The organism is Streptomyces chrestomyceticus JCM 4735, assembly GCF_003865135.1.
GTDB lineage: Bacteria > Actinomycetota > Actinomycetes > Streptomycetales > Streptomycetaceae > Streptomyces > Streptomyces chrestomyceticus.
Genome location: NZ_BHZC01000001.1, coordinates 5,594,452 through 5,615,551, shown reverse-complemented (window position 1 = coordinate 5,615,551; position 21,100 = coordinate 5,594,452). Strand labels below are relative to the sequence as shown.

At 71.4% G+C, this 21,100-nt stretch carries 19 protein-coding genes; 12 read left to right on the top strand and 7 right to left on the bottom strand.

Features of this window, described 5'->3' with window-relative positions; genetic code table 11:
• Positions 1–42 precede the first annotated feature (42 nt).
• The 5 genes from glmU (at position 43) to EJG53_RS24370 (ending at position 4,744) form a co-directional block, all read left to right on the top strand.
• The gene (gene glmU / locus EJG53_RS24390) at positions 43–1,500 is read left to right on the top strand and encodes a bifunctional UDP-N-acetylglucosamine diphosphorylase/glucosamine-1-phosphate N-acetyltransferase GlmU (RefSeq protein WP_125046547.1); all 1,458 of its coding nucleotides are present in this window, start codon (positions 43–45) and stop codon (positions 1,498–1,500) included.
• A 70-nt stretch (positions 1,501–1,570) separates the two neighbouring features.
• Entirely contained in the window at positions 1,571–2,545 is a 975-nt protein-coding gene (locus EJG53_RS24385) for a ribose-phosphate diphosphokinase (protein ID WP_030374403.1), read from the top strand.
• A 222-nt stretch (positions 2,546–2,767) separates the two neighbouring features.
• Positions 2,768–3,352: a 50S ribosomal protein L25/general stress protein Ctc gene (locus EJG53_RS24380; RefSeq protein ID WP_125046546.1), complete on the top strand. Its 585-nt coding sequence runs from the start codon at positions 2,768–2,770 to the stop codon at positions 3,350–3,352.
• A 102-nt stretch (positions 3,353–3,454) separates the two neighbouring features.
• On the top strand, positions 3,455–4,048 hold the full coding sequence (pth, locus tag EJG53_RS24375; RefSeq protein ID WP_125046545.1) for an aminoacyl-tRNA hydrolase: 594 nt from the start codon (positions 3,455–3,457) through the stop codon (positions 4,046–4,048).
• 90 nt (positions 4,049–4,138) lie between these two features.
• Entirely contained in the window at positions 4,139–4,744 is a 606-nt protein-coding gene (locus EJG53_RS24370; RefSeq protein WP_307721696.1) for a hypothetical protein, read from the top strand.
• 42 nt (positions 4,745–4,786) lie between these two features.
• Here EJG53_RS24370 and ppc read toward each other — a convergent pair whose 3' ends face one another.
• A complete protein-coding gene (gene ppc / locus EJG53_RS24365; protein WP_371858721.1) occupies positions 4,787–7,570 on the bottom strand; it encodes a phosphoenolpyruvate carboxylase in 2,784 nt (927 codons plus the stop codon).
• A 395-nt stretch (positions 7,571–7,965) separates the two neighbouring features.
• Here ppc and EJG53_RS24360 point away from each other — a divergent pair, with 395 nt between their 5' ends.
• From EJG53_RS24360 to EJG53_RS24345, 4 genes are all read left to right on the top strand, one after another.
• A complete protein-coding gene (locus EJG53_RS24360) occupies positions 7,966–8,955 on the top strand; it encodes an acyl-CoA desaturase (protein ID WP_125046544.1) in 990 nt (329 codons plus the stop codon).
• 25 nt (positions 8,956–8,980) lie between these two features.
• Positions 8,981–9,667, top strand: a complete 687-nt coding sequence (locus EJG53_RS24355) for a TetR/AcrR family transcriptional regulator (RefSeq protein ID WP_031006966.1) — start codon at positions 8,981–8,983, stop codon at positions 9,665–9,667.
• Between the two features lie 120 nt (positions 9,668–9,787).
• Positions 9,788–10,423 carry a hypothetical protein gene (locus EJG53_RS24350; RefSeq protein WP_125046543.1) on the top strand — a complete coding sequence of 212 codons (636 nt, stop codon included), beginning with the start codon at positions 9,788–9,790 and terminating at the stop codon, positions 10,421–10,423.
• A 289-nt stretch (positions 10,424–10,712) separates the two neighbouring features.
• Positions 10,713–11,345 (top strand): hypothetical protein, encoded by a 633-nt coding sequence (locus tag EJG53_RS24345; protein ID WP_125046542.1) that lies wholly within the window; start codon positions 10,713–10,715, stop codon positions 11,343–11,345.
• A gap of 9 nt (positions 11,346–11,354) precedes the next feature.
• Here EJG53_RS24345 and EJG53_RS24340 read toward each other — a convergent pair whose 3' ends face one another.
• Both EJG53_RS24340 and EJG53_RS24335 read right to left on the bottom strand, forming a co-directional pair.
• A complete protein-coding gene (locus tag EJG53_RS24340) occupies positions 11,355–11,729 on the bottom strand; it encodes a VOC family protein (RefSeq protein ID WP_125046541.1) in 375 nt (124 codons plus the stop codon).
• A gap of 19 nt (positions 11,730–11,748) precedes the next feature.
• A complete protein-coding gene (locus EJG53_RS24335) occupies positions 11,749–12,567 on the bottom strand; it encodes a trans-aconitate 2-methyltransferase (protein WP_125046540.1) in 819 nt (272 codons plus the stop codon).
• 174 nt (positions 12,568–12,741) lie between these two features.
• On the opposite strand from EJG53_RS24335, the gene EJG53_RS24330 reads away from it, so the two are divergent.
• From EJG53_RS24330 to EJG53_RS24320, 3 genes are all read left to right on the top strand, one after another.
• Positions 12,742–13,239, top strand: a complete 498-nt coding sequence (locus EJG53_RS24330; protein WP_031006950.1) for a MarR family winged helix-turn-helix transcriptional regulator — start codon at positions 12,742–12,744, stop codon at positions 13,237–13,239.
• A 64-nt stretch (positions 13,240–13,303) separates the two neighbouring features.
• The gene (locus EJG53_RS24325; protein ID WP_244955308.1) at positions 13,304–14,239 is read left to right on the top strand and encodes an SDR family NAD(P)-dependent oxidoreductase; all 936 of its coding nucleotides are present in this window, start codon (positions 13,304–13,306) and stop codon (positions 14,237–14,239) included.
• Positions 14,240–14,384: 145 nt separating this feature from the next.
• Positions 14,385–16,469 (top strand): beta-galactosidase, encoded by a 2,085-nt coding sequence (locus EJG53_RS24320; RefSeq protein WP_125046539.1) that lies wholly within the window; start codon positions 14,385–14,387, stop codon positions 16,467–16,469.
• A 43-nt stretch (positions 16,470–16,512) separates the two neighbouring features.
• On the opposite strand, the gene EJG53_RS24315 is transcribed toward EJG53_RS24320, so the two are convergent.
• The 4 genes from EJG53_RS24315 to galT all read right to left on the bottom strand — a co-directional run bounded on the left by EJG53_RS24315 (position 16,513) and on the right by galT (position 20,884).
• Positions 16,513–17,292: a response regulator transcription factor gene (locus tag EJG53_RS24315; protein ID WP_032927488.1), complete on the bottom strand. Its 780-nt coding sequence runs from the start codon at positions 17,290–17,292 to the stop codon at positions 16,513–16,515.
• 342 nt (positions 17,293–17,634) lie between these two features.
• Complete coding sequence (gene galK, locus EJG53_RS24310) at positions 17,635–18,873, bottom strand: galactokinase (RefSeq protein WP_125046538.1); 1,239 nt, start codon at positions 18,871–18,873, stop codon at positions 17,635–17,637.
• A complete protein-coding gene (gene galE, locus EJG53_RS24305; protein ID WP_125046537.1) occupies positions 18,870–19,841 on the bottom strand; it encodes a UDP-glucose 4-epimerase GalE in 972 nt (323 codons plus the stop codon). Before galE ends, galK begins: the two co-directional genes overlap by 4 nt.
• Positions 19,838–20,884 (bottom strand): galactose-1-phosphate uridylyltransferase, encoded by a 1,047-nt coding sequence (galT, locus tag EJG53_RS24300; RefSeq protein WP_125046536.1) that lies wholly within the window; start codon positions 20,882–20,884, stop codon positions 19,838–19,840. The genes galE and galT overlap by 4 nt, the downstream gene beginning before the upstream one ends.
• Positions 20,885–21,100: the final 216 nt, after the last annotated feature.

The following is a 21,100-nucleotide window of genomic DNA, read 5'->3' as shown; positions in this document are numbered from 1 at the left end:
TCCTTCGGGTGTCCACCACCCGAAGAAGCCGAAGGGCATCCCGTGAGCGCCAACCGCCCGGCCGCCGTCGTCGTTCTCGCAGCGGGTGAGGGCACCCGCATGAAGTCGTCGACCCCCAAGGTCCTGCACGCGATCTGCGGCCGCTCCCTCGTGGGGCATGTCGTCGCCGCCTCCCGTGAGCTGGACCCCGAGCACCTCGTGGTGGTCGTGGGTCACGCCCGTGAGCAGGTCGGCGGGCATCTCGCCGAGATCGACCCGGATGTGCGCACCGCTGTCCAGCACGAGCAGAACGGCACCGGCCACGCTGTCCGCATGGGCCTGGAGGAGCTGGGCAACGGCGGCATCACCCTCGACGGCACGGTGATCGTCGTGTGCGGCGACACCCCGCTGCTGACCGGTGAGACCCTCAAGAAGCTCGGTGACACCCACGCGGCGGACGGCAACGCCGTCACGGTGCTGTCGGCGGAGGTGCCGGACTCCACCGGGTACGGCCGGATCGTGCGGGACGAGAACACCGGCGCGGTGACCGAGATCGTCGAGCACAAGGACGCCACGGACGCGCAGCGCGCGATCCGGGAGATCAACTCCGGGGTGTTCGCGTTCGACGCGCAGCTTCTGGCGGACGCGCTGGGCAAGGTGCGTACGGACAACAGCCAGGGTGAGGAGTACCTCACGGACGTGCTGGGGATTCTGCGCGAGGCCGGTCACCGGGTCGGCGCGGCGGTGGCGGACGACCACCGGGAGATCCTGGGCATCAACAACCTGGTGCAGTTGGCGGAGGCGCGGCGGCTGCTCAACGAGCGGCTGCTGACGCGGGCGATGCTGGCCGGTGTGACGGTCGTGGATCCGGCGACGACGTGGGTGGACGTGTCGGTGACGTTCGAGGCGGACGCGACGGTGCATCCGGGTACGCAGTTGCTGGGCGCCACGCATGTGGCGGCGCACGCGGAGGTGGGTCCGGACACGCGGCTGAAGGACACGTCGGTCGGTGAGGGCGCGAAGGTGTCGTTCACGGTCGCGGACGGTGCGAAGGTCGGTCCGGGGGCGAGCGTGGGCCCGTACGCGTATCTGCGTCCGGGTACGGACCTGGGGCCGAAGTCGAAGGCCGGTGCGTACGTGGAGATGAAGAACGCCTCGGTGGGTGAGGGCACGAAGGTGCCGCACCTGTCGTACGTGGGTGACGCGACGATCGGTGAGTTCACCAACATCGGTGCGGCGAGCGTGTTCGTGAACTACGACGGTCAGTCGAAGCACCACACGACGATCGGGTCGCACTGCCGGACCGGCTCGGACAACATGTTTGTGGCTCCTGTCACGGTCGGGGACGGCGCGTACACCGCTGCCGGCTCGGTCATCACCAAGGATGTGCCCCCGGGTTCGCTGGCGGTCGCGCGCGGCCAGCAGCGGAATATCGAGGGCTGGGTCGCCCGTAAGCGTCCCGGAAGCGCCGCCGCGCAGGCTGCGTCTGCTGCTGGCCAGGAGTCCGACGGCGAGCAGTGATCGTGCTCGGGTGCGCCGTGCGGGGCGTACCGTGATTAGTGCACGCAAACAGGATTCGAGGAGATTTGCTGTGACCGGGATCAAGACGACCGGCGAGAAGAAGCTGATGCTCTTCTCCGGCCGCGCCCACCCCGAGCTGGCTGAGGAGGTCGCCCACCAGCTGGGTGTCGGGCTGGTCCCGACCAAGGCGTTCGACTTCGCCAACGGAGAGATCTATGTCCGTTACCAGGAGTCGGCGCGTGGTGCGGACTGCTTCTTGATGCAGAGCCACACGGCTCCCATCAACAAGTGGATCATGGAACAGTTGATCATGATCGATGCGCTGAAGCGGGCCTCGGCCCGGAGCATCACCGTGGTCATCCCGTCGTACGGGTACGCCCGCCAGGACAAGAAGCACCGCGGCCGCGAGCCGATCTCGGCCCGTCTGATCGCGGATCTGCTGAAGTGCGCGGGTGCCGACCGGATCGTCACGGTCGACCTGCACACCGACCAGATCCAGGGCTTCTTCGACGGCCCGGTGGACCACCTGTTCGCCCTGCCGGTCCTCGCGGACTACGTGGGCGCCAAGGTGGACCGCGAGAAGCTGACGGTGGTCTCGCCGGACGCGGGCCGGGTGCGGGTCGCGGACCGCTGGTGCGACCGGCTGGACGCGCCGCTGGCGATCGTGCACAAGCGCCGGGACAAGGACGTGGCGAACCAGGTCACCGTCCACGAGGTCGTCGGTGACGTGAAGGACCGGGTCTGTGTCCTGGTCGACGACATGATCGACACCGGTGGCACGATCTGTGCCGCGGCGGAGGCGCTGTTCGCCAACGGTGCCGCGGACGTCATCGTGACGGCCACGCACGGCATCCTGTCCGGTCCGGCGGCGGACCGGCTGAAGAACTCCAAGGTCAGCGAGTTCGTCTTCACCAACACCCTGCCCACCCCGTCCGAGCTGGAGCTGGACAAGATCACGGTGCTGTCGATGGCGCCGACGATCGCGCGGGCGATCCGTGAGGTGTTCGAGGACGGCTCGGTGACCAGCCTCTTCGAGGAGCAGTGAGCCGGATTCCGTAGCCCGCGGGGGCGTACGGAGATCGACTTTGGGGGCGGCCTCCCCGCCGGGTAGACTCGTGGAGTTGCTCGGCGAGGGAGGCCGCACTTTTCTGTGGTGCGGCGGTCCGTTATCGACGCGCTCTTCGTAGCAGGTCTGTCGTGGGCCGGGTGACGCCCCACAGATCCGTCCGGTCGTCCGTCGACCGTGCCGACTACGAGGAGTGCCGCCATGGCCGAGATCAAGCTCGAAGCCAAGATCCGTACCGACTTCGGCAAGGGTGCCGCCCGCCGTTCGCGCCGCGAGGACATGGTCCCCGCCGTGATCTACGGCCACGGTGACGCCCCGAAGCACGTCGCCATCCACAACCACGCGCTGATGATGGCCCTGAAGACCCCGAACGCGCTGATCCGCCTGGACGTGGACGGCGACAGCGAGCTGGTCATCCCCAAGGCCGTGCAGCGTGAGGCCATCCGTGGCTTCCTGGTCCACGTGGACTTCCTGGCCGTCAAGAAGGGCGAGAAGGTCACCGTCGAGGTGCCGATCCACGTCGAGGGCGACCTGGCGCCGGGTGCGAACCTGCTGGAGCACCTGCTGAACACCCTGCCGCTGGAGGCCGAGGCCACCCACATCCCGGAGTCGGTGACCGTCTCCGTGGCGGGCCTGGACGCCGGTGACTCGGTGCACGCCAAGGACATCACCCTGCCGGCCGGTTCGACGCTGGCGATCGACGAGGAGACCGTGGTGCTCCAGGTCGTCGCGGCGCAGGCCGAGGCGCCGGCGGCGGGCGAGGGCGACGAGTCCGCCGAGGGCTGATCGCTTCCGTAACACGCGTTACTGTCAACCGCTGCCCCGCACTCACGGTGCGGGGCGGCGGTTGAGCCGTTTCAGGGTGGGTCGCTGCAAGGAGACATGAGGATGACGACGGACGCCGAGGGCCCCTGGCTGATCGCGGGGCTGGGCAACCCCGGCCCGGAGTACGCGGCCAACCGCCACAACGTGGGGTTCATGGTGGCGGATCTGCTCGCGGAGCGGATGCGGGGGCGGTTCAAGGCGCACAAGGCGCGGGCGCAGGTCGTGGAGGGCCGGATCGGTCCGCCGGGGCCGGGGAGCCGGCGGGTGGTGGTGGCCAAGCCGATGACGTACATGAATCTGTCGGGTGGTCCGGTGACGGCGCTGCGGGACTTCTACAAGGTTCCGGTGGCGAACATCGTCGCGGTGCACGACGAGCTGGACATCGATTACGGGGCGCTGCGGCTGAAGCTGGGCGGTGGCGACAACGGGCACAACGGTCTGAAGTCGATGACGAAGTCGCTGGGGCCGGATTATCACCGGGTGCGGTTCGGTATCGGCCGTCCTCCGGGGCGGATGCAGGTGGCGGATTTTGTCCTGAAGGACTTCTCCGGTGCGGAGCGCAAGGAGCTGGACTACTTCGTGGACCGGGCGGCGGACGCGGTGGAGGCGCTGGTGCTGGACGGTCTGGAGCGGGCGCAGAGCACGTACAACTCCTGAGGCCGGCGGGCGGGGTCCCGGAGGCGGCGGGGGTGCTGTCCCGATGCCTCAGGTTGACCGCGCGCAGTCATATGGCCAAGGATCGCCGCCATGCCCAAGAGCCGCCCGAGCAGCAAGAAGCGCAGCCGCCCCGTCAAACGCAGCCGTACCCGCCGGATGGGGGAGAGCGCCTACGGGTTGCTGCTCGTCGCCCGTGTGGGGCTGATGGGCGCGCTGGCGCTGCTGCTGCTGGTGGCGGGTGTGTGGACGTCGTGGAACACGGCGCAGTACGCGATGCTCGTGGAGGCGCGGGAGCGCGGGACGATGACGGTGACGGCCTGCCACGAGGACCGGTGCACGGGCCCGTACCTGCCTCTGGAGGGCAGTCGGCGCCGGACCCAGGTGTCGATAGCCTCTGCGGCCGCTCCGGACAAGGGTGAGCATGTCGAAGTGACCGTGAAGCCGGGGACGGACCGGGCGGTGCGCATCGGCGCGGGTGGCGTGCTGCATGCGTGGGTGCCGTTCGCGGGGTCGCTGCTGCTGGCGGCCCTGGTGGTTGCGGGCGGTATGAAGCTGCGGCGTACGGCCTGGGTGATGGGGCGTTGGGTGCCGTGTTGCTGGGGGCTACGTTCGCGGCGTTGTAGCCGAGGGTTCGTGTCCGCGTACGGCTGTCGGTGGGGTTTCCGTACCCGGATACGGCTGTCGGCCGGGACCTGAGCCCCGGCCGACGATGCGTGTCCTACCGGTCGGCCGTCCGGCTCACCCGGTGTTGCGGAGCCCCGCTGCCACTCCGTTCACGGTCAGCAGGAGCGCCCGTGCCAGTACGGGGTCCGCTTCCTCGCCCCGCTCCGCGGCGGCCCGCTGGCGGTGCAGCAGGGTGACCTGGAGGTAGGAGATCGGGTCCAGGTAGGCGTCGCGGATGTGGAACGTCTGCTTGAGCACCGGGTTGGATTCGAGCAGTTCGCTCTCGCCCGTGACGCGCAGGACTTCCTGCACGGTCAGTTCGTGCTCGGCCTTGATCGTGTCGAAGACGTGCTTGAGCTCGTCGGGGACGAGGGTGTCGACGTAGTGCCGGGCGATCCGCAGGTCGGTCTTGGCCAGGGTCATTTCGACGTTGGACAGGAAGTTGCGGAAGAAGTGCCAGTGCTCGTGCATCTCGTCGAGGACGACGTCGAGTCCGGCTTCGCGGGCGGCCTTGAGGCCCGTACCCACGCCGAACCAGCCGGGGACGATCTGCCGGGACTGGGTCCAGCCGAAGACCCACGGGATGGCGCGCAGGCCGTCCAGTCCGGCGCCCGAGTCGGGGCGGCGGGAGGGCCGGGAGCCGAGGTGGAGTTCGGCGAGCTGGTCGACGGGGGTGGACGCGAAGAAGTACGCGGGCAGGTCGGGGTCCTCGACCAGCTTGCGGTACGCGCCGTGGGCGGCGTCGGAGACGGTCTCCATGGCGGCGTCCCAGCGGGCCAGTGCCTCGTCGGACTGGCGGGGCGCGGTGTGCAGCGCGGACGCCTGGAGGGTGGCGGCGACGGTCAGTTCCAGGTTCTCCCGGGCGAGGGAGGGGACCAGGTACTTGTCGGAGATGACCTCGCCCTGTTCGGTGACCTTGATCTCGCCTTCGAGGGTGCCGTAGGGCTGGGCGAGGATCGCGTCGTGGGAGGGGCCGCCGCCGCGGCCGACGGTGCCGCCGCGGCCGTGGAAGAGGCGCAGCCGTACGCCGTGCCGGTGGGCGACGTCGCGCAGCAGGCGCTGGGCGCGGTGGATCTCCCACTGGCTGGTGGTGATGCCGCCGAACTTGGAGGAGTCGGAGTAGCCGAGCATGACCTCCTGGACGTCGCCGCGCAGGGCGACCAGGCGCCGGTAGGAGGGGTCGGCGAGCATCTCGTCCAGGAGCTGGTCGGCGATCTTCAGCTCGTCGGTGGTCTCCAGGAGCGGCACGATGCCGATCTTGGCCCAGCCGGCGTGCAGGTCGATCAGGCCGGCCTCGCGGGCCAGGACGGTGGCGGCGAAGACGTCGTCGGAGCCCTGGCACATGGAGATGATGTAGGACTCCACGACCTCGGGGCCGAAGGTCTCCTTGGCCTTGAGGATGGTGCGGAAGACGCCGAGGGTCTTGGCGCCGGCCTCGTCCAGGGGGGCGGGGCTGGGGGCGAGGGGGCGGCGCGAGCGCAGTTCCTTGGCGAGGAGCTTGCGGCGGTAGTCGCGCGGCATGTCGGTGTAGCGCCAGGATTCCTCGCCGAGGCGGTCGAAGAGCTGGCCGAGGGCGTGGTGGTGGGCGTCGGCGTGTTCGCGGACGTCCATGGTGGCGAGCTGGAGGCCGAAGGCGGAGATGGTGCGGATCGTGCGCTCCAGGCGGCCGTCGGCGACGAGGCCGCCGCGGTGCTCGCGCAGCGAGGTCTGGATGAGGGTGAGGTCCTCGATGAGCCCTTCGGTGCCGAGGTAGTCGCGGCCCGGGACGTGGGGGGTGTCGTTGGCCAGGCGTTCGCGGGTGTTGACGAGCTTCTGGCGGATGCAGGTGGCCTTGAGGCGGTAGGGCTCCTCGGCGTTCAGCCGCTTGTAGCGGGGGCTGATCTCGGGGAGGGCGTCGAGGTCCTGCTGGAGGGAGGCGAGCAGTTCGTCGGTGGCGCCGCAGTTGCGGATGGAGTTGGAGAGGGCGCCGCGCAGCTCGTCGATGTGTTCGAGGGCGTCGGTGATGCCGTGTTCGTGCTGGAGGATCAGGACGTCCCAGGTGACCTGGGGGGTGACGTTGGGGTTGCCGTCGCGGTCGCCGCCGATCCAGGTGCCGAAGGTGAGGGGGCGGGTGCCGGGCGGGAGCTGGGCGCCCGCCCGTTCCAGTTCGGCGGCGAGGTCTTCGAGGATGTCGCCGACGGCGCCGCGGCCCAGCTCGTCGAGGTAGTAGATGGCGTTGCGGGCCTCGTCGGTGGGCTCCGGGCGGGCGACGCGCAGTTCGTCGGTCTGCCAGATGAGGTCGATGTTCTCGGCGAGGCGCAGGTCGGCGCGGCGGCGTTCGCCGGTGTCCGTACGGTCCAGCAGCTCGGCGACCTTGCGGAGCTTGGTGAGGACGGAGCGGCGGGCGGCTTCGGTGGGGTGGGCGGTGAAGACGGGCCGGACGCCGAGGTTGGCGGCGGTGGCGCGCAGGTGCTCGGGGTCGGCGTCCTTGAGCATGTCGGCGGTGCGGGCGAGGATGCCGCCTTCGGCGGCGCGCCGGGCGCGCAGTTCGCGGCCGCGGTGCACCTGCTCGGTGACGTTGGCGAGGTGGAAGTAGGTGGAGAAGGCGCGGACCAGCTTGGCGGCGGTGGCGAGGTCGGTGTCGCCGAGGAGCCGGGCGGCGGCCTCGCCGTCGGTGCGGGTCAGGGCGCGCACCTGTTCGACGAGGTCCAGCAGCTCCTGGCCTTCCTGGCGGACGAGGGTCTCGCCGAGGAGGTCGCCGAGGCGGCGGATGTCGGCGCGCAGGGGCCCGTTGTCGCGTGCGGCGCCGGCGGGGGCCGGGGTGTCGGTGGCGCCGGTGCGCTCGTCGTTCGCGGCGGGGGTGGGGTCGGCACTGCTCACAGGTGCGGCTCCTTGCAGTGATCTTCGTGATCTGAGCACGTCCGGGCGCTGGCAGGGGTGCTCCGCAGCGGGTGCCGGGGGTGTGCCCGGCGGTGCTGGAAGCGGGTCGCGGACCGCGCTGTCCGACGTTCCCCAGGATAGGTCTCCGCGGCGTCGGCGGATCACCCTGTCCGTTTGCTGGGCACCTACCTGTCCGGGGCGGCGCTCACACCTCTCCGCTGTCCGGATGTGACGGAACTTGCACGCTTCACCCATCTTGTTTTGCCGCAATTCGGCCACCCGTTACCGACCTGTCGGACCCTTGCCCGTCCTGGCGGCGCTGCCATACTTACGTGACCGTAGGTTACGGTCCCGTAGCCGTAACCGTGCCCCGAGCCCCCGACGAGGGACACCACATGACCGCTAGCCCCGAAGTCATCGAAGAAACGCCGAAAACCGCCGAAACCCCCCTGCCGTCCGCGACACTCGGCACCGACAGCAAACGCTCGGTCGAACAGATCACCCTGCTGCTGTTCATCACCCTGCCCTTCGTGGCGCTGGTGGCCGCGGTGCCGCTGGCCTGGGGCTGGGGCGTGAGCTGGCTCGATCTGGCACTGATGGCGGCGATGTACTTCATCGGCTGCCACGGCATCACCATCGGCTTCCACCGCTACTTCACGCACGGCGCCTTCAAGGCCAGGCGCCCGCTGCGGATCGCCCTGGCGGTCATGGGGTCGCTCGCGGTCGAGGGGCCGCTGGTGCGCTGGGTGGCCGACCACCGCAAGCACCACAAGTTCTCCGACGCCGAGGGCGACCCGCACTCCCCCTGGCGGTTCGGCGAGACGGTGCCGGCGCTCATGAAGGGCCTGTGGTGGGCCCACATCGGCTGGATGTTCGACGAGGAGCAGACGCCGCAGCACAAGTACGCGCCGGACCTGATCAAGGACCCCGCGATCCGCCGGATCTCCCGCCAGTTCGTCCTGTGGACCGTCGTCTCCCTCCTCGTCCCGCCCCTGGTCGGCGGCCTGGTCACGCTGTCCTGGCAGGGCGCGGCCACCGCCTTCTTCTGGGGCTCCCTGGTCCGCGTCGGCCTGCTCCACCACGTCACGTGGTCGATCAACTCCATCTGCCACGCGGTCGGCAAGCGCCCGTTCAAGTCCCGCGACCGCTCCGGCAACGTCTGGTGGCTCGCGGTGCTCTCCTGCGGCGAGTCCTGGCACAACCTGCACCACGCCGACCCGACGTGCGCCCGGCACGGCGTCATGAAGGGACAGCTCGACTCCAGCGCCCGCCTGATCCGCTGGTTCGAGAAGGCCGGCTGGGCGTACGACGTGCGCTGGCCGAACGCCTCCCGCCTCGACGCGAAGCGTCAGGACGCGGCCGCGCCCGGGGGTACCGGCCGGTGACAGCCGGGGAAGGCATCATTGACGGGTGGCGATCGACGGCAGCAGCGTGAACGACAACCAGGGCAAGGCCCCCTCCGGCGCGGGGACCCGGCGCACCCGCAGGGTGCGGATGACGGGCGCCCAGCGCCGTGAGCAGCTGCTCGACATCGGCCGCGCCCTCTTCGCGGAACGCGGCTTCGAGGGCACCTCGGTCGAGGAGATCGCCGCGAAGGCCGGCGTCTCCAAACCGGTCGTCTACGAGCACTTCGGCGGCAAGGAGGGCCTGTACGCGGTCGTGGTGGACCGCGAGATGCGCCAGTTGCTGGACATGGTCACCGGCGCCCTGACCGCCGGCCACCCCCGCGAACTCCTCGAACAGGCCGCGTTCGCCCTCCTCGACTACATCGAGACCTACACCGACGGCTTCCGCATCCTGGTCCGCGACTCCCCCGTGGCCCAGTCCACCGGCACCTTCGCCTCCCTGATCAGCGACATCGCCACCCAGGTCGAAGACATCCTCGGCCTGGAATTCAAGGCCCGCGGCTTCGACCCCAAACTGGCCCCCCTGTACGCCCAGGCCCTGGTCGGCATGGTCGCCCTGACCGGCCAGTGGTGGCTCGACGTCCGCAAACCGAAGAAGTCCGAGGTGGCCGCCCACCTGGTGAACCTCGCCTGGCACGGCCTGGACGGCCTGGAACCGAAGCCCCGGCTGATAGGCCATCGGCGGGCCTGACCACAGCAGCCCCGCCCCAACCCCCGGTCGCTTCCAGCCACCCCTGGAACTCCCTTCGCCGCGCGAACACATCCCGATAGCATCGGCTTCCGTTCCCGGCTGAAGTGGAGTTCCGCAACCGTGCGCCCCGAACTGGAACAGCGGTTCGCCGCTGCACTCCCCGAGGGGGAGAGATATGTCGGCATTCTCCCCGTCGGCCGATCGATGAACAGTCCGTCCGGCAAGGAAGGGTGCGACGCGCCGCAGGCGAAACGGCCCGTGGTGCTGTCGGACGCGGCACCCGTCCGAGGAGACCGGCGGGGCAGACTCGGGACACTCCTGCTGCGCCTCGGCCTCAACGACCTGCCGTCGTCGTCCACCGCCCGCACCGAGAACGACCCCGCCCTGCGCCGGAAGCGGCAGCAGCGGAAGAAGCCGTTCTTCGGCGGCTGGGACAGCCTGGCGGGCCAGTGGCTGGCGGCGGCGCAGCCCCGTTCCGAGGTCGGCGTGCTGACGTACGCGGTCCTCACGGAGCGGACGTTCCAGTTCGTGTACGCGCAGGTCCCCCGCTCGGGCGGAGAGATCACCGGCGTGATGGAGCTGGGCGCGTCCTTCGACCGCTCCGCCATCGCCTGGACCCGTCTGCACGACAAGCAGTTCTTCGACTACATGTACGGATTCACGGACGGGTCGTGGGGCGTGGCATCGGGGCCGGACGAAGAATACTTCCGCCGTTTCTTTCCCGGCGCGCTCACCGAGAAGGATCCCATTCCTTGATGGTCGCCCCATCGCCCCATCGGCGGGGCTTTGCCCACCACTGTGGTCCGCACCGACAAGCAACTGCGCTTCGTGTGTGTGCCCAGCTGGCGTCTGACCGGCCGCCTCGGTGACACCGTCGAGCTGGGGGCCTCCTTCGCCCGTGTCTCCCGACGGGTCCTGGGGCACGGTCGTGGTCGCGCCGGAAGAGGACTTCCTCAAGGCTTTTCCCGGAACGTTGAGCCATACAGTGCCCGTTCCGTGACCAGTCGATGGTCGACCGCATCGTGAAGGAGTCGAGACACCCGTCATGACACCCGAGCTGGAACAGAAGGTCCTTTCCGCGCTGCCGCCGGACGAGAAGCTCGTAGCGGCCTTCGAGGTCTCGCGCTCGCTGGCGTCCAGCCGCAGTCGGGACGGGAGCAGCAGTGCGCCGGATTCGCGACGGCCCAAGGTGCTGGTGGGGCAGGAGAAGGAGGGGGACCGCTGGGCGCGTTTCGTCGCTCGGGTCTTCCGGGTGTTCACCAACGATGTGCCTTCCCAGCAGCGGGGTAACTCCGTCGAGGATCCTTCGCTGCGGGGCAGGCGTCAGAAGGACAAGGAACCGTTCTTCGGCGGGTGGGACAGTCTGGCCGGGCAGTTCCTGATTGCCGGGCAGCCTAAGTCGAAGACCGGGGCGGCCGCTGTCGTGGCCGTCACCGATGTCTGTATGCGTTTCGTCTATGTGCAGTACCGACGGGTCCTCGGCGGGCTGGGGGAAGCCGTCGAGCTGGGTGCTTCCTTTCCGCACGACGCTGTGGTGTGGACCCGCCGCCACGCGCCGAAGAACGAGATGCAGTTCGGGTTCTCCGACGGGTCGTGGGGAACGCTGTTCGTCTCCGGTGAGGACGATTTCGTCAGGCATTTTCCGGGGACGCTCGGCCACAAGGAGCCCATTCCGTAAGGGCTTGGCTCATTCCAGGGGTTCCTGGAGTTCCAGGAATTCCAGTCGATTGCCTACCGGGTCGTGTGCGTAGAAGCGGTGATGGCCCGGGAGGTTGTCGTCCCAGGTGACGGGAGCGCCGTGGTCAGTGAGACGGGTCGCGTACGTGTGGATGCCGGTGACGCGGAAGGCCGGGTGGGACTTGGGGGACGGGTGGAAGTCGGGGTCGATGCCCAGGTGGAGTTGGGTGGCCGGGCCGGCCTCGTACCACAGGCCGCCCCGGGTGGCGAGCGACGGCGGCTTCGGGATTTCCCGTAGGCCGAGGACGTCGCCGTAGAACGCGCGCAGGATGGTTTCGCTGCCGGGGGGCGCGGCGAGCTGGACGTGGTCGAGGCCGGTGATCATGGCGTCACCTCATCGGGGGTCAGTGTTCCTTGTGGGCCACGACGAAGATGCGGCGGAACGGGAAGACCGTGCCGTGCGGGCCGGGTGGGTAGGACTTGCGGAGCAGGTCGCGGTACTGGGACAGGAATTCGTCGCGGGCGGCCGGGTCGTCCTCCAGGGCGGTCAGTACGGGGCGCAGGGCCGTGCCCTTGACCCAGTCGAGGACCGGGTCCTCGCCCTGGAGGAGCTGGACGTAGGTCGTCTCCCAGGCGTCCACGGCGCAGCCGAGCGCGGTGAGGCGTTCCAGGTAGGCGGTGGGGTCGAGGATGTGGACGAAGCGGCGGCCGTGGAGGGCGAGGCGGTCGCGCCACTGGGGTTCGTCACAGAGTTCGCCGAGCAGGGCGTGGCTGGGCGAGGTGAAGTTGCCGGGGACCTGGAAGGCGAGGGTGCCGCCGGGGGTGAGGCCGTCGATCCAGGCCGGGAGGGATTCGGGGTGGTTGGGGACCCATTGCAGCGCCGCGTTGGAGACGATCAGGTCGAACGGTTCGGCGGGGCGCCAGTCGGCGGCGTCGGCGTGGGCGAAGTCGAGGTGGCCGCCGCCGGGGGTGGGGCCGGCGTACACGTCGGCCTCCTTGAGCATGTCGGCGGAGTTGTCCAGGCCGGTGATGTGCGCGTCGGGCCAGCGGTCGGCGAGCTGGACGGTGACGTTGCCGGGGCCGCAGCCCAGGTCGGCGATGCGGGCGGGGCGGCTGCGGTGGGGCAGCTCGGGTATGCGGGCGAGCAGGTCGTGGAACGGGCGTGTGCGGTGTCCGGCGTGGCGCAGGTACTGCTGCGGATCCCAGGTTGGTGCGACGTGCATGTTCGAACCCCTTCGGCTGACGCAGGGTTGGTCCAGGCCACGCGAGCACAGCGTGAGCCCACCGCCGACGATGCCCAATAGTCCACGGAAATATATCTCGATGTCAAGGGATATGAGATCGAGAGGCTTGACGCCAAGAGACTTCATGTCGACAGACCAACTACACTGATCAGCATGGAGGACGAGGTCGACCGACTGGTCGCAGCATGGCGCCGGGAGCGCCCGGACCTCGACGTGGAACCGCTTGAGGTCCTCAGCCGCATCAGCAGGCTGGCCAGACACCTCGACCGCGCGCGCCGCCTCGCCTTCTCCGAGGTCGGCCTGGAGCCCTGGGAGTTCGACGTGCTCACCGCGCTGCGCCGCGCAGGGGCCCCGTACCAACTCTCCCCGGGCGCGCTGCTGACGCAGACCCTGGTCACCTCCGGCACGATGACCAACCGCATCGACCGCCTGGCGAAGAAGGGCCTGGTCGAACGGCTGCCCGACCCCAGCGACCGGCGCGGTGTCCTGGTCCGGCTCACCCCGGAGGGACGCGAGGCGGCCGACGAGTCGCTGGCCGGGCTGCTCACCCAGGAGCGTGCGATCCTGGCCGAGCTGTCCCCTCAGCAGCGCGGCGAACTGGCCGGGCTGCTGCGGCAGTTGACGGCGCCGTTCGACAACACGCCGGGCTGACGGCCGGGCCGGGCCCGTCGCGTCCCCTTGCCGCGCCCCCGCCCGTTGGGCTTGGATCGCGACCATGAGCCAGCACGGCCCGCGGGGCCAGCAGGGGCATGACGGCGGGCCAGGGCACGAGGACCGGCGCGGGCAGCACGAGATCACATACGGGCAGCAGGACCCGTACGGACACCAGGACCCGTACGGACACCAGGGCCGCTCCCGGCGGCAAGGGCACCGGCGGCCCGCGGGAGCGCCGGACGGTTCCCGCTTCACCGGGCGTACGGTCCTGGTGACCGGTGCCGCCGCCGGGATCGGCGCGGCCACCGCCGACCGGCTGGCGGCCGAGGGCGCGCGGGTGCTGCTCCTGGACATCGACGACGAGCGCGGCGAGCGCACCGCCCGCCGGATCCGCGCCCTCGGCGGCCGGGCCTCCTACGAGCACTGCGACGTGGCCCGCGAGGACCACTGGCAACGTGCCGCGCACGCCGCCCGGCAGCGGTACGGGCCGGTGGACGGGCTGGTCAGCAACGCGGCGCTGCAAGGGCCGCACGCGCCCGCCGACGTGACCGCGCCGGCGGACTGGGACCGGCAGCTTGCGGTGAACCTGACCGGGGCCTTCCTGGGCGTGCGGGCCGTCCTGACGGACCTGCGGGAGCGGCGCGGCGCGGTCGTGCTCACCTCGTCGGTGCAGGCGCACTTCGGGCTGCCGGGCCGTCCCGCGTACGCGGCGACGAAGGCGGGGCTGACCGGTCTGGCGCGCCAGCTCGCGGTCGAGTACGGGCCGCAGGTGCGGGTGAACAGTGTGCTGCCGGGCCCGGTGCTGACGGCGGCCTGGGAGGCGGTCGGCGAGGCGGACCGGCGGGCCAGCGCCGAGGCGACCGCGGCCGGGCGGCTCGGGCGTCCGGAGGAGGTGGCGACCGCCATCGCGTTCCTGCTCTCCGACGACGCGTCGTTCGTGACCGGCGCCGATCTGGTGGTGGACGGGGGCTGGAGCGTGCGGAAGGAGTCGTCCTGAGGGACGGCCGCCGAGGCGCTGGCGTCCCCGTAATGCCGGAGGTGCGCACTGTGCCGCCCCGCCGCGGGAATCATGACGGTACGGGCGGCCCGCAACCGCGTCGCCCGCAGCTCGTGCCGCCACACCTCGCGACCAAGGGAACCCGATGGGCATCCATTTCGGTGCGGACTACAACCCCGAGCAGTGGCCCGAGGAGGTCTGGGAAGAGGACATCGGCCTGATGAAGCAGGCCCACGTCACCATGGTCACGGCCGGGATCTTCTCCTGGGCGAAGGCCGAGCCCCGGCCCGGGGCGTACGACTTCGACTGGTTCGACCGGGTCTTGGACGGCCTCGGCGGCGCGGGCATCCGCGTGTGCCTGGCCACCATGACCGCCTCCCCGCCGCCCTGGCTCACCCGCGCGCACCCGGAGGTGCTGCCGCAGGGCCCGGACGGGCAGCGCCGCTGGCCGGGCGGGCGGCAGCACTACTGTCCGTCCAGCCCGGTCTACCGCAAGCACGCGGTCCGGCTCGTCGAGCGGCTCGCCGCCCGTTACGCCGGGCATCCGGCGCTGGCCCTGTGGCACGTCGGCAACGAGTACGGCTGCCACACCCGCCAGTGCTTCTGCGACGTGTCCGCCGCGGACTTCCGGCGGTGGCTGCGCGGGCGGTACGGGAGTGTGGCGCGCCTCAACGACGCCTGGTCCACGGCCTTCTGGTCACAGGCGTACACGGACTTCGAGGAGGTGCTGCCGCCGCGTACCGCGCCCACCTTCCCCAACCCGGCGCATCAGCTCGACTATCTGCGCTTCAGCGACGACGCGCTGCGCGACTGCTACCTGGCGGAGCGGGAGGTGCTGGCGCGCCTGAGTCCCGGGATGCCGGTGACCACGAACCTGATGCCGTTCCACAAGCCGGTGGACGCCTTCGCGTGGTCGCGTGACATGGACGCGATGGCGCTGGACTTCTACCAGGACCCGTTCGACGCGGAGACGCACCTCAAGGCCGCGTACACCTTCGACCTGATGCGTTCGGCGCGCGGCGGGCAGCCCTGGCTGCTGCTGGAGCAGGCGCCCGGCGCGGTCAACTGGCGGTCCCGCAACGGCCCGAAGCCGCCGGGCGCGATGCGTCTGTGGAGCTGGCAGGCCGTCGCGCAGGGCGCGGACGCGGTCCTGTTCTTCCAGTGGCGGCAGTCGCGCGGCGGCGCGGAGAAGTTCCACTCGGCGATGGTGCCGCACGCCGGTACGGACACCCGGATCTTCCGCGAGGTGTGCGACCTGGGGCGGGAGCTGGCGTCCGTACCGGAGCTCGCGGGGACGCGGGTGGTGCGGCCGACGGTGGCGCTGGTGACGGACTGGGACAACTGGCGGGCCCTGGAGCTGGACTCGCACCCGTCGACGGCGCTGCGCCTGCCGGAGCTGGCGCTGGGGCACTACCGGCCGCTGTTCGAGGCGGGGGTGGCGTGCGACGTCGTGCCGCCGGACCGTGACCTGTCCGGCTACCGGCTGGTCGTCGTGCCGAACCTGTACCTGGTGACGGAGGCCGTCGCGCAGCGTCTGGCGTCGTACGTGCGGGGTGGCGGCCATCTGCTGGTGTCGTTCTTCTCGGGGGTCGTGGACGACTGCGACCGGGTGCATCCCGGCGGCTGTCCGGGGCCGCTGCGGTCGTTGCTGGGCCTGCGGGTGGAGGAGTTCTGGCCGCTGGACGAGGGCGCGACGGTGGGGGTGCGGGGCCTGGCGGCGGTACGGGGCCGGGGCGGCGGCCGGGCGCGTACGGGGGCGGCGGGCGGCTGGGAACTGCCCGCCGGGACGGCGGACCTGTGGTCGGAGGCCGTCCGTCTGGAAGGCGCCGAGCCCGTCGCGGAGTTCGCCGACGGTGACCTGGCGGGCGGCCCGGCCGTCACCCGGCACGGCTACGGCGCGGGCACGGTGACGTACGTCGGCACCCGCCTCGCACCGCCGCTGATGCGCGCCCTGACGGACCGCGTACGGGAGGCGGCGGGCGTGCGGCCGGTGCTGGCCGGGCTGCCCGAGGGCGTGCAGGCCACCGTCCGGGAAGGCCCCGGCGGCCGCTTCCTCTTCCTGCTCAACCACGGCACGCGGGCAGCCGACATCGCCCTGCCGTGCCCGATGGCCGACGCGCTCGCCGGGACGCGCGGGGAGCGGGCGGAGCACACGTACCGGATAGGGCTGCCGGCCCGTGGTGCGGTCGTGCTGAAGGACCTGCGCGGGGCGGTGCCCGCAGGCGGCTGACCGGGGACCCTGGGGCGCGGCGCGGGCGGGCCCGCGCCGCGTCTCAGGTCAGCGCGGACGCCGCGGCGGTGGCCGGTTCGAGCTCCACCGGGCCCACGCCGGCCCGCCGCGCCAGCGCCACGGCGGCGAGCGTCGAGTGGACACCGAGCTTGCCGAGCACGTTCTGCATGTGCGTACGGACCGTGTGCGGGGACAGGAACAGCCGCTCGGCGACCGCCTTGCGGCCCAGGCCCGCCACCATGCAGCGCAGCACCTCGCGCTCGCGCGGTGTCAGCGACTCCACCAGCCGCTCGCTCTCCGTACGGTGCTTGCGTGCGGCCGTCAGCTCGCGCAGGACGCCGGTCAGCAGCGCGGGCGGCAGGTGCGTCTCGTCGCGCAGCACGCCGCGGATGACGGCGAGCAGGCGGGAGAGCGAGCAGTCCTTGGCGACCCAGCCGCCGGCGCCCGCCTGCAGCGCGAAGGCGGCCCGGCGCGGGTCGTCCTTCTCGGCGAGCACGACGGTACGGACGTACGGGTAGGCCGTACGGACGCCGGCGACCAGCGAGATGCCGTCCAGCGGGCCGCCGTCGGCGGTGCTGTCGCGGCCCGGCGCGGGCCGGTCCGGTACGGACGCCAGCGGCGCCGCGACGGTGCCGAGGTCGGCGTCGATGAGCATCACGTCGAAGCGCCGGCCGTCCGTGGCCGCCCGCTCCAGGCTGCGCAGAGCCGCCGGTCCGCTGCCGGCCGCGGCCACGTCCACGTCCTGCTCGGCCGCGAGCGCGGCCGCCAGGGACTCGGCGAAGATGCGGTGGTCGTCGACCACCAGAACCCGGATGCGTTGCACTGAGACCCCCTGTCTCGGGGAACGGACCAAGTGGGCACGGCGCCCGGGACCAAGGCCGACGCAGCCGCACGGCCGCCGCCGTGCCGCCTGGCTACCCCACCCCGGGCGTCGTACCCGACTGTCTCGCCCCCTGATCAGCACCGGCCCCCACCGGTGCTGGGACTCAGAGTACGGACGGGGTGCGGCAACGGAAGGCTATTGGCAAAACTGCCCGGCCCAAGTGTTCACAGTGGGGCCCAGCGGCCGTCGAGGGGCACAAGTCGACAAGGTTCGTCCGAATCCGATCGGCCGGAGCGGCCGGCCGGAGGCGCCCGGAGCGGGGTGAGCACCGGGCGCCGGACCTCAGCGCAGCCGCCGCGCCCCCGCGCCCGGAACGGCCGGAAAGATCCGTGGCGCCGGGTGCCCGGCCGCCGCGAACGCCCCGGTGACCCGCGCGGTGACGGTGTCCGTGTCCGCCTCCTCGACCAGGACGACGGCCGAGCCGCCGAATCCGCCGCCGGTCATCCGGGCGCCCAGCGCGCCCGCCGCGACCGCCGCGTCGACGGCGAGGTCCAGTTCGGCGCAGGAGACCCGGAAGTCGTCGCGCAGCGAGGCGTGTCCGGCGGTCAGCAGCGGGCCGATGGCGCGGGGGTCGCCGGCGTCCAGACGGGCGATGACGTCCTCGACGCGCCGGTTCTCGGTGACGACGTGCCGTACGACGGCGCGGACACCGGGTCCGCCGTCGCCCGTCCCGTCGCCCGGTTCGTCATGCTCCGCCGGGAGTCCGTCCAGTACGGCGGGCAGGTGTGCGTACGGCACATCGCGCAGCGCGTGTACGCCGAGCGCCCGCGCACCGCGCTCGCACATGGCGCGGCGCTGGGCGTACGCGCCGTCCCCCAGCTCGTGTTTCACCCGGGTGTCCACGACCAGAAGACGCAGCCCCTCCCCCGCCAAATCGAACGGAACCTGCCGCTGGGAGAGGTCGCGGGTGTCCAGGAACAGCGCGTGGCCGTCCGTGCAGCAGGCCGCGGCGGTCTGGTCCATGATGCCGCAGGGCACGCCCACGAAGGCGTTCTCGGCGCGCTGCGCGAGCTGCGCCAGGCGCTGCCGGGCGAGGCCGAGTCCGTACAGGTCGTCCAGGGCGAGGGCGGTGACGACCTCCAGGGCGGCCGACGAGGACAGTCCGGCGCCGACCGGGACGGTGCTGTCGTAGTGGAGGTCGGCGCCGCCGACGGGCAGTCCGGCCTCGCGCATCGCCCAGACGACGCCCGCGGGGTAGGCCGCCCAGCCGCCGTCGGGGGCCGGGCGCAGGGCGTCCAGCCGCAGTTCGACGGTCTGGCCGTCACCGCTGCCGCCGCCGTCGCCGGAGTGCACCCGCAGGACGCCGTCGGCGCGGGGCGCGGCGGCGGCGAGGGTGGTGTGCGGCAGGCCGAGCGGCATCACGAAGCCGTCGTTGTAGTCGGTGTGTTCGCCGATCAGGTTGACGCGGCCGGGCGCCGCCCACACTCCGGTGGGGGCGGCGCCGTACACCGCGCGGAAGCGCTCGGCGGTGTCCCGGGCGCGCTGCTCCTGGTCCGTGGTCCGGCCGGTGGTGTCGGTCATGGGGTGCCGGTCTCCCTCTGCCGGGCGAACCGCCAGGCGTCGGCGACGATGCCGGCCAGGTCGGTGCGGCTGGGGCGCCAGCCGAGCCGGTCGATCGCGGTCCGTGCGGAGGCGACCAGGACGGCGGGGTCGCCGCCGCGGCGGTCCGCGGTGATCTCGGGGACGGGGTGGCCGGTGACCTTGCGGACGGTCTCGACGACCTCGCGTACGGAGAAGCCGTTGCCGTTGCCGAGGTTGCAGATCAGGTGCTCGCCGGGGGCCGCCGCGGTCAGGGCGAGGAGGTGGGCCTCCGCCAGGTCGGCGACGTGGATGTAGTCGCGTACGCAGGTGCCGTCGGGCGTCGGGTAGTCGTCGCCGTAGACGGAGACGGCCGCGCGCTTGCCCTGGGCGACCTGGAGGACGAGCGGGATGAGGTGCGACTCGGGGTCGTGGCGTTCGCCGTACGCGCCGTACGCGCCCGCGACGTTGAAGTAGCGCAGCGAGACGGCGGCCAGGCCGTGCGCCGCGCACTCGCCCGCGATCATGTGGTCGACGGCGAGCTTGGAGGCGCCGTACGGGCTGGTGGGCGCGGTGGGCGCGGACTCGGTGATCGGGGTCGACTCCGGTTCGCCGTAGGTGGCGGCGGTGGAGGAGAAGACCAGGGTGCGCACGCCCGCGACGCGCATCGCGGCAAGCAGGTCCATGGTGCCGCCGACGTTGTTGCGCCAGTACTTCTCGGGGTCCGTGACGGACTCGCCGACCTGGGAGAACGCGGCGAAGTGCAGTACCGCGTCGTAGGAGGCGTCCAGGTGGCGGGCGGCGTCCTGGACGCGGCCCTCGATGAACTCGGCACCCGCCGGGACGCCCTCGCGGTGGCCGGTGGACAGGTCGTCGAGGACCGTGACGGTGTGCCCGGCCTCGACCAGGTGGGCCGCGACGACGCTGCCCACGTATCCCGCGCCGCCGGTGACCAGGTACTTGTTGCTCACTCGCTCGCTACCTCTCGCAGTCGCTCGGCCGCAGCCTCCGGCGGCACGTCGTTGATGAACACGTTCATGCCGGATTCGGAACCCGCGAGGAACTTCAGCTTGCCGGAAGTACGGCGGACGGTGAAAAGCTCGAGGTGGAGCGCGAACTCGCCGCGGTCGGCGGCGTACAGCGGCGCCTGGTGCCAGGCGGAGATGTACGGGGTCGGCGGCTCACCGGGGCCGAAGATCCGGTCGAAGCGCCGCAAGACTTCCAGATAGACCTGTGGGAACTCTGTGCGCGCGTCCTCGCCGAGGGCCAGCAGGTCGGGGACGCGGCGCTTGGGGTAGAGGTGGACCTCGTACGGCCAGTGCGCGGCGTACGGGACGAAGGCGGTCCAGTGCCCGGTGTCCAGGACGACGCGGCGGCCGTCGGCGCGTTCGTCGGCGAGGACGTCGTCGAAGAGGTTGCGGCCGCCGGTCGCCGTGCGGTGGGCGGCGAGCTGGGCGAGCATCCGTTCGGTGCGCGGGGTGGTGAAGGGGTAGGCGTAGATCTGGCCGTGCGGGTGGCCGAGGGTGACGCCGATCTCCGCGCCGCGGTTCTCGAAGCAGAAGACCTGCTGGACGCCGGGGAGTTGGGAGAGTTCGGCGGTGCGGTCGGTCCACGCCTCCAGGACGAGCGCGGCCTGTTCCTCGGTGAGGGCGGCGAAGGAGGCGTCGTGGTCGGGGGTGAAGCAGACGACCTCGCAGCGGCCGGTGTCGCCGGCCAGGGAGGGGAAACGGTTCTCGAAGACGGCGACGTCGTAGTCGGCGGCGGGGATCTCGGTGCCGTGGCCGTCCCGGGAGGGGCACAGCGGGCAGGCGTCGGCCGGCGGGTGGTACGTACGGCCCTGGCGGTGCGAGGCGACCGCGACCGCGTCCCCGAGCAGGCGGTCGTGGCGGATCTCGGAGGCGGTGGAGACCGGGTCGAGCGGGCGGCGGTCGGTGTCGTCGCGCACCACGTCGTCACGCAGGTCGTAGTAGATGAGCTCCCGGCCGTCGGCGAGCCGGGTCATCGTCTTCTTCACTGGAGCACTCCTCGGGCACACCGTCACACCCATCAAACACAAACACACACAATGAAGCACAACTAAACAACCCAGTCAACGCCTGACCTCGGCCGGATCGGCACCGGGACAATCCGCTACAAAGCACCCGCCCCGATCACGATGGGGCCACGAGAACGAACAAAAGTCTTCAGTTTCTGAAGGACCGCGCGTAGTTTCCTGTGCGTTCATCACGCA